This window comes from Lentibacillus sp. (assembly GCF_035301925.1).
Taxonomy (GTDB): Bacteria; Bacillota; Bacilli; order Bacillales; family Amphibacillaceae; genus Lentibacillus.
In genome coordinates this window covers 1-8,398 of the sequence record NZ_DATGTI010000182.1, presented here as the reverse complement: position 1 = coordinate 8,398, position 8,398 = coordinate 1, and the positions used below count along the sequence as shown (strand labels likewise).

General features: G+C 43.9%; 12 protein-coding genes. 5 read left to right on the top strand and 7 right to left on the bottom strand.

Annotation, left to right across the window (positions count from 1 at the left end):
- The 4 genes from VK080_RS14870 to VK080_RS14855 all read left to right on the top strand — a co-directional run.
- The coding region (locus VK080_RS14870; protein WP_324225557.1) for a carbon starvation CstA family protein at window positions 1-837 on the top strand (837 nt) is incomplete at its 5' end.
- Between the two features lie 128 nt (window positions 838-965).
- A complete protein-coding gene (locus VK080_RS14865) occupies window positions 966-1,223 on the top strand; it encodes a cory-CC-star protein (protein ID WP_068440565.1) in 258 nt (85 codons plus the stop codon).
- 48 nt (window positions 1,224-1,271) lie between these two features.
- Window positions 1,272-2,210 (top strand): ArsA family ATPase, encoded by a 939-nt coding sequence (locus VK080_RS14860; RefSeq protein WP_324225556.1) that lies wholly within the window; start codon window positions 1,272-1,274, stop codon window positions 2,208-2,210.
- The gene (locus tag VK080_RS14855) at window positions 2,207-3,190 is read left to right on the top strand and encodes a zinc-binding dehydrogenase (RefSeq protein WP_324225555.1); all 984 of its coding nucleotides are present in this window, start codon (window positions 2,207-2,209) and stop codon (window positions 3,188-3,190) included. The genes VK080_RS14860 and VK080_RS14855 overlap by 4 nt, the downstream gene beginning before the upstream one ends.
- Window positions 3,191-3,261: 71 nt before the next feature.
- Here VK080_RS14855 and VK080_RS14850 read toward each other — a convergent pair whose 3' ends face one another.
- From VK080_RS14850 to VK080_RS14820, 7 genes are all read right to left on the bottom strand, one after another.
- Window positions 3,262-4,119, bottom strand: a complete 858-nt coding sequence (locus tag VK080_RS14850) for a DUF421 domain-containing protein (RefSeq protein WP_324225554.1) — start codon at window positions 4,117-4,119, stop codon at window positions 3,262-3,264.
- Window positions 4,120-4,216: 97 nt separating this feature from the next.
- A complete protein-coding gene (locus VK080_RS14845) occupies window positions 4,217-4,420 on the bottom strand; it encodes a DUF1657 domain-containing protein (protein WP_324225553.1) in 204 nt (67 codons plus the stop codon).
- Between the two features lie 8 nt (window positions 4,421-4,428).
- The gene (gene spoVAE, locus VK080_RS14840) at window positions 4,429-4,779 is read right to left on the bottom strand and encodes a stage V sporulation protein AE (RefSeq protein ID WP_324225552.1); all 351 of its coding nucleotides are present in this window, start codon (window positions 4,777-4,779) and stop codon (window positions 4,429-4,431) included.
- Window positions 4,776-5,792, bottom strand: coding sequence for a stage V sporulation protein AD (spoVAD, locus tag VK080_RS14835; protein WP_324225551.1), 1,017 nt, complete (start codon window positions 5,790-5,792; stop codon window positions 4,776-4,778). The genes spoVAE and spoVAD overlap by 4 nt, the downstream gene beginning before the upstream one ends.
- Window positions 5,792-6,271: a stage V sporulation protein AC gene (spoVAC, locus tag VK080_RS14830; RefSeq protein ID WP_324225550.1), complete on the bottom strand. Its 480-nt coding sequence runs from the start codon at window positions 6,269-6,271 to the stop codon at window positions 5,792-5,794. The genes spoVAD and spoVAC overlap by 1 nt, the downstream gene beginning before the upstream one ends.
- Before the next feature lie 19 nt (window positions 6,272-6,290).
- Window positions 6,291-6,746 carry a YhcN/YlaJ family sporulation lipoprotein gene (locus tag VK080_RS14825; protein WP_324225549.1) on the bottom strand — a complete coding sequence of 152 codons (456 nt, stop codon included), beginning with the start codon at window positions 6,744-6,746 and terminating at the stop codon, window positions 6,291-6,293.
- A gap of 50 nt (window positions 6,747-6,796) precedes the next feature.
- On the bottom strand, window positions 6,797-7,003 hold the full coding sequence (locus VK080_RS14820) for a DUF1657 domain-containing protein (protein ID WP_324225548.1): 207 nt from the start codon (window positions 7,001-7,003) through the stop codon (window positions 6,797-6,799).
- Window positions 7,004-7,675: 672 nt separating this feature from the next.
- Between VK080_RS14820 and VK080_RS14815 the strand changes: the two genes are divergently transcribed.
- Window positions 7,676-8,122, top strand: coding sequence for a hypothetical protein (locus VK080_RS14815; RefSeq protein WP_324225547.1), 447 nt, complete (start codon window positions 7,676-7,678; stop codon window positions 8,120-8,122).
- Window positions 8,123-8,398: the final 276 nt, after the last annotated feature.

Here is an 8,398-nt window from a genome sequence, read left to right as displayed (position 1 = left end):
CTGTTATTCATTACAGTCGCATGTGGTGCCATCTCAGGATTTCATGGTCTGGTATCAAGCGGTACATCATCCAAGCAGCTTAATAATGAAACGGATGCACGTTTCGTCGGTTACTTTGGGGCAGTCGGTGAAGGTACGCTTGCACTGGTTTCTATCCTGGCAGTCGTAACATTCTTCGGCAGCACGGATGAATTTTTTGGAACATACAGCAGTTTCACAGCAGCTAATGAGGCTGGACTGAATGTATTTGTAGAGGGTGCAAGTGTACTGGCTTCAGGTTTGGGAATCCCACCTGATATCGCTGCAACCATCGTATCCATAATTGTTGTCAGTTTTGCTGCCACAACACTTGATACGGCAGTTCGTATGATGCGCTATATCATTTCAGAACTTGGAGTTGAATATAAAGTTCCTGCTCTTACGAAAATGCATGTGGCGACTTCTGTTGCCGTCATTTCAAGTGCCATTTTGGTGTTAATGCCTGAAGGTTCGAGAGGTTTTGGTTCAGGCGGTTACCTGCTATGGCCTCTGTTTGGAACATCCAATCAGCTGCTTGCAGGAATCAGTTTGATGCTTGTTTCCATCTGGCTTAAAAAACGGGGAAGCAACTATCTCGTGACATTGATTCCAATGATTTTTGTGATGTTCATGACGTTGTGGGCTATGTTTGAGCAAGTATTGTTTGAATGGTCATGGTTCGGCAGTGACCCGGCGATGCTGTTGTTTGTACTCGGATCCATTATATTTGTCTTTGCAGTGTGGATAGTTCTGACCGCCTTTAGTGCATTAACGCGTCAAATGGATACGCCGGATGATCTGGACGAAAATGTGAAATAGTCATTGTGGGCGTATATGACCATTAAAACATGGAGCGGAACAAATAGATGGATGCTATTTTAATAATTGAAATAAAGGGATCATGCTCTGTTATGATCCCTTTAGAGTTTATAAAGAGGTGAAAACTTGTGTTGGAACAGCTGAAGAGGCTTGTGGCATTTTATGAAGAAGTGTTAAGCATGCCCCATCGTCAGGAAATCGCAAGAGAACTGCGGGATCAGGACGATTTGTTTCTATTGCTTTTGTATTCCGAAATGATCGGCATCCCGAACCCGGTTTATTATTATACCCTTGAATTGTACCCATATATGATTGAAGAGTTTCATGACTGGCATTTGCGGATGGGTATGGATAAATCACCACTGACTGGAATTCGCTGCTGCTGATATTCAGTCCTTTATACCGATACTGCTGGCAGAAAGGGAGTTAATGTGATGCAAGTTTTAGATAAAAAAATCATTTTCGTTGGTGGCAAGGGCGGTGTGGGTAAATCAACTTCTGCTGCAGCCATCGCCTGGAAGTCTGCAAAGGACGGCTTTCAAACACTTTTGATTTCCACGGATCCTGCCCATAATTTAGGCGATATTTTCGGTCAATCAATCGGGGGCAGGATCACACACATTTCAGCAAACCTTTCCGCTCTTGAAATTGATCCGGCCGCCGAAACTGACAAATACATTAAAGGGGTCAAAGAAAATATCAAAAACGTTATACATGCCAGCAGGATGGGGGAAGTCAACCGCCAGCTTGACACGGTTAAATCGTCACCTGGTGCAGAGGAAGCTGCCCTGTTTGATAAACTGATTTCCATCATATTGGAAGAAAGGGATCACTTTGATAAGATCATATTCGACACAGCGCCAACAGGTCATACAATCCGGCTGTTGTCCCTTCCTGAATTGATGGGTGTATGGATTGAAGGTATGCTGAAGAAGCGGCAGAAAACAAATGAAAATTATAGCCAGCTGCTGAATGACGGTGACCCTGTTGAAGACCCGATTTATGATGTGTTGAAAGTACGACAGGAGCGGTTTTCCAAAGCGAGGGAAATATTACTTGATGGGACCATAACCGGTTTTGTCTTTGTGATTAATCCGGAACGTCTGCCGATTGCTGAAACGGAAAAAGCGATCGAATTGCTTGATAAATACCACTTGCATGTGAAAACATTAATCATAAATAAACTGTTGCCTGAACATGCAGAAGGTGAATTTTTACTGAAGCGGAAAGAGCATGAACAGCGGTATCTGAATATAATTGAGGAAACATTTGCCAACCAGGAAAAAATATACGTTCCATTGTTTCCTCAGGATATCACTGACAAAGAGCATCTGGAAGCATTCGGTGATTATTACATGGAGGGTAGAACATGAAAGCATTCGTACATGAATATGGAGAATTGACATTAAAGGATATGACCGAGCCATTCGCGGATCATGGACAAGTTGCTGTTACCATACGGACGGCAGGGCTGAACCGGCGGGACGTAGCCGTACCGGGCCGTAGAGGGGATGACGCCAGTGCATTAATCCTTGGTTCTGATGGGGCAGGCGTCATCGAATCGATAGGCGAGGGTGTCTCGGAATTTAACGTTGGGGACGAAGTGATCATCAACCCGTCGCTTGGCTGGTATGAAAACAGTGATGCACCACCGGAACAGTTCGATATTTTGGGCATGCCCGATAATGGAACGTTCGCTGAAATGATTGTTTTACCGGCGGAGCAGGTTGAAAGAAAACCGCCGCATTTATCCTGGGAAGAGGCAGGTGTGCTTGCCTTGTCAGGCTTAACCGGTTACCGGGCTTTATTTACAAAAGGTAATATTCGGGAAGGTGAGACACTGTTTATGCCTGGTGCCGGAAGCGGCGTGGCAACATATTTGATTCAGTTTGCCAAACAAGCCGGCGCGCGTGTCATCGTTACTTCCCGGAGTGAGGAAAAGCGTAAGCAAGCGCTTGAACTTGGTGCCGACAGGGCCTTGGATACAAACAGCGACTGGCCGGAAGAACTCAGAGGTGAAACGGTTGATATTGTCATTGACAGTGTGGGACGTGCAACATTTAACCGTTCGCTTGAAGTGCTGAAAAAAGGTGGCCGTATCGTGACGTTCGGTGCAACGACCGAAGATACGGTTGAATTGAATCTCCGTAAGTTTTTCTACGGGCAGTATAAGCTGATTGGCTCAACGATGGGCAGTCAGGAAGAGCTCCACGCTATGCTTAAGTTCATTGATAAATATCAGATTCACCCAATCGTGGACCGTACATTTACTTTGGATGAAGCACTTGATGCCATGAATTATCTGAAGGAAAACAAGCAGTTTGGAAAGGTCGCTTTAAAAATCAGCGAATAAGGATAAACAGGTTCTCTTTATTAGGGAACCTGTTTTATTAAAAATCAACTAACATCATACAACACCACGATTTATTGTAAGTATGGTGTTATTTTATCAATGGCCTGCTGCATTCGTTTACTGTTATTTTGATAAAGCTGTTTGGACTGCTCATTTTCTGCTGCCAGGGCAAATAACTCAAGGTCTGCTTGGCATTTTTTCATGGTGGCCAGCAGCAGCGGTTTTTCAGTCGGCTCGGGAACTGTCAGCTGGTCGTCATACAAATCAACCGTTAACTGGCCATCACTGTCAACTTGACCGAGGAAAACATTCTCAATACTGACATTCATTTTAGCCAGTTCGGTATCCAGCCAGTCTGTGTTCAAGGAAGCATTTGCCAAAGGTTCGAGCAGCACTTTACCATCCATAATGACCGTTTGGGGTTCTTTTTCCGGTGCAACTTGTTGACCAAGAATTTTTGGCGTAACCGGCTGGTTTTCTTTTTTGGGAAGTATATTCACTTTGCCGGTTTGTTCCAGGACGGCAAATTCAACGTCGGCTGCGTTGAAAACTTGATTGTTCCGTAATTCCTCAAGCAGATTGTCTGTCGTAAATCGTTCCTTTTTTAAGTTGTCTTTCATTATCTTTCCGTTTTGAATGAGGACAGTGCCTTTACCCTGAACAATATTACGGAAACGTTTACTTTTGAGTGACAGAAATTCGACTGCCAGCGGAATCAAAAACCAGACCGCCAGCGCAAGTATTCCATAAACGGGATTTGTTGTCGCATCAGTCACATGGATGGCGACAATGCTGCCGATGACAATACCCGTAATATATTGAAAAATATTCAGCTGTGACATTTGTTTTTTGCCGAGGCCTTTCGTTATTAAAAATAAAACGATTAGAAAGACGACGGATCGAATTAAAATTTCCACCCATCCTGGCATGAAATCATTCCTTTTTTCAAGTATGATGCTGTGTTGTATGAATGTAATCGGCGTGTCTATCAACTACATGAAGCTTGATTTCTTATACAATGGTTTTTCAGCTTTCGTATTGCGGCTCTTCCTTTGTCAAATACAGCACCTGATTTTCCAAATCAAATTGAATGGTGTTCATGATGGTTTGGACATCCTGAAAAGCTTTCTTTGCTTCCTCATCTTTTGTTTTATTTGCAAGGGTGTCGAGGGTTGCCTCGATGTTTTTCACGGATGCAAAACACCCTTTCACCTGTGAGCTGACCGTCATACTTCATCCTATCCTTTCGGTTTAAAAATGATCGCACCAATTACGCCGAAAATGATGGCAGCCGAAATACCGGCACTCGTCACTTCGAATATGCCCGTCACAACACCGATAATCCCGTGCTGTTCTGCCTCCTGCATGGCGCCATGGACAAGCTGATTTCCGAAATTGGTAATGGGGACGGTTGCACCTGCACCTGCGAAGTCTATCAATGGATCGTATAATCCCAAACCGTCCAAAATAGCACCTAAAATCACAAAAATGGTGAGCGTGACACCGGGATTAAGTTTAAAGACATCAAACAGTATTTGCCCGATGACACAAATTGTACCGCCGACAACAAATGCCCAAAAAAATATCATTGGTTATCACTTCCTGACTCAATCGAGACTGCATGGGCAATGCAGGGGATGGAATCATTTTGCTGGACACTTAACGGTGAATGCAGGGAGCCTGTTGCGACGACCAATATACGGTTTAATTGCTGCTCTTTTATTAACTTTAAAAAATGGCCATAAACAGCGACCGCTGAACTGGCTGTTCCGCTTGCTCCGGAGAGAACCGGCTGACCTTCGCGGTAAATGGTAAGACCACAATCCTTGTACATGTCTTTCGTTATATTGATGTTTTTTTTCCGAAAAAGGTCCAGGGAAATCTCCCGCCCGACATGACCGAGGTCACCGGTAATAATCAAGTCATAATAGGCAGGTTCAACATCGCGTTCTCTTAAATGTGTTTCAATGGTGTCCACTGCTGCTGGGGCCATCGCGGCTCCCATGTTGAATGGATCAGATATGCCCATATCGACGACTTTGCCGATAGTTGCAGAAGTCACTCGGGGTCCTTCGCCATTTTTCGCGACCAATGCACAACCGGCTCCTGTTACGGTCCATTGAGCAGTCGGGGGCTTCTGACCGCCATATTCTGTCGGGTATCTGAACTGTTTTTCTGTAGCGGCATTGTGACTGGCGGTTCCGCTCAATATATAGTCGGCACCGTCTCCGTTAATGATGAATGAGGCAAGTGCAAGACTTTCCATTGATGTTGCACAGGCACTGAACAGCCCGAAGTACGGGACATCAAGTGTTTTAGCCGCAAAACTGCTTGGGGTGATCTGATTGATTAAATCACCACTAATAAAAAATTTTACCTGCTCTTTTTGAATCAGACTGTTTTTAATGGCGAGCTGAGTCGCTTCCTCCATCATGGTCCGCTGTGCTTTTTCAAAGGACGATTGTTTCAGCCACATATCATCATGCAAAATATCGAAAGCGTCCGGAATATTCCCGTTGGCTTCAAATGGACCGCCGACAGTACCGGTCGAAATGATAACGGGCTCGTTGTTGAATAGCCAGGTACGATGTCCGATTAGCATTAAAGGCCACCCCATTTAATTAATATCGTTTTAATTAAAGCAATCACAAATGCCGAAAAAACACCATACACGATGACGGGTCCGGCCAATTTGAACATATTGCCGCCGACACCTAATATAAAGCCTTCTGAACGGTGCTCGATCGCTGCCGAAATGACCGAATTTCCAAACCCGGTTACAGGTACGGCAGATCCGGCTCCCGCAAACTGGCCAATACGATCATAAACCCCAAAACCGGTTAAAAACATGGTGATAAAAATTAGTGTCGCCACAGTGGGATTTCCCGCCGTTTCCTCAGTAAACCCGAAATAATAAACATATATGGTGGAAATGATCTGGCCGATAAAACAAATAAACCCACCAATCAGAAAAGCCTTGAAGCAATTTATAAGTAATGGACGCTTAGGTTCCCTATGTTCGGCAAAGGCCTGATACCTTTGTGCATTTGGCGGTAAATTTTTCTTTTTCTTATCTGCCATACATATCCTCACGCTTTCTTCAAGTTTTGTCCTTACTCAATTTGATAAGGCGGTCAACCTCTTTTTTTAATTTCTTTTTTGTGACATCCTGATTATCGATTTTTTCTTCAAGCTTTTCGATCTCTAGAACCAGCCTTTTATCGGAGGAGACTTCAACCGTCATCTTCGGAAATTCCTTTTCCATTTTCGTTTGAATTTCTTTATTAATGTCGGCTAATTGAAACCGTTTGTTATGTTCAATTTCAAACGCGACGATTAATTTCTTGTTAGTATTAACAGCATTAACGGCGGTTATGGCGTTACGCTGGCTTATACTTTTCTTTGCCTGGTTCGCAATGGATTGATCAATGGAAGTGTCGGCCGAAATCAAATTGTAATTGACGTCGCCGCTGTTTTGCGATGTATCATTATTTGATGTGCAGCTTATCAGTAATAAAATGAGTCCCAGTGTTAACACAACTTGTAATGATTTCATGTATATACCTCCAGATTGGCGAGGTTGGCTGAATAGGCCAACCTCTTCATTTAAAATCCCTTGTATTGTGGTTCTTCCTGCTCAATCTGCTGTATACGTGGTTCGACATTCTGCAAAATCGTTTGCGTTTGCTGAGCTGCGTTCTCATAAAGCTGCTTTGCCTGTTTGTTTTCGGTCTGGAGTGCGAACTGTTCAAAACTTGCCTGAGCACTCTTTAAACCGGCAATTGTCTGTTTAACCTGGGATGAAACGGTCATTGTGATGGCTCCTCCTTAGATTTGGGAAAGTATTTTATTTCGTTGTTGTCAAAAGTCAATAGAAAAAATGTTCTGTGACATGGATTTTTCCTATGCACTTCACTATTTATAATTTTAATGTTCACGGTTATTTATGCTTACTATTTTTTACCTTTTAGAGGATGTTCAAAAAATCCGGTAACAATGACGCATCGAAGAGAGGACCTTCTGCTAAAAACGCCCACGTCAATCGTCAACTGCAGAAGTACACACGCGAGAAGCTCGTTGGCTTGTTTTCCCGCTCCATGGAAAGAAAGGCGCTAATGCTCGCGTGTGATGCAGATTCAGGGAAGCATCCCTTGTGCTCATGTATCTAAAGGCATACGCTGCGCTGCTCGAAACTATGCCGCGTCGAAGTTTCGACCCACAGGACGTGCTAGTGCAGGCGCCCGCACAGGACGTTCGCGAACTTGGCCTGCCGGTCCTTGTTTTTCCCGCATATAATGGACAATAACCCGCCGGAAAACGACGGCTGACTGTCCATAAATGCCGATACAGTTCAACTAACTCAGCGGAGAAAATCATTCCGTTGAATGAAGTTTCACCTTATCCTTTTAAACAGGCACTTTTTTGCAAACTTTATGGAACTTTTTGACGGATAAATTCGTCTTATATATAAGGGGAGAGATGGGTATGAGAAAATGGATTGTTGCAATTACCGGAGTCGGTCTGATTACCTTGTTCGTATCGTTCTATTGGCTGAACGTAAGGGCAGACGCTGAATTGGCAAATAACAAAACAATGGAGATACAGGAAGGTGATTTTATTTTACATATCCGGGCTGAACGCTCAGATGGCGGCTTTCAAGTGTTTCGGGCGATTCAGTATGTCGGGGATGAATCGGTTGAAATCGAACATCAGACGCCTCTCATTTCTGTATCACTCAGCCATCCAAACCATGATTATACCGGAAATACCGTTTCCAGGACGCTGGAAACCGGAAATAGTTATCACCCACAGGATTCCATTCAATTTGAATCACCAAGGGCAGGGACTTATACGTTATTTTGCAAGGCGGAATTCATGGCTGATGACGAACAGACAAACATAACACTTCAGGAGGAATTAACCTTTCAGTAGAAAAAGCATCCCGGTTAGATGATACAGGATGCTTTTTAATTATGGTTCATAAAAAGACAAGTGTTTATTTCCAAATTTCACTTTTCCCGCATGTTACGGTCAGTAACCCGCCAAAATACGGTGGCTAACTGACCCTAATGCCCGATTCGGTTCGGGCCTGCACGATGCAGGTCACAAAGGCGTTGCAACAGGACGCCCGAGTACTTAGCCTTTGTTCACCTTCTTCAGCGGGGAAAGAGCGCTCCACTGAATGCAGTTTCACTTTATCTTGAGTAT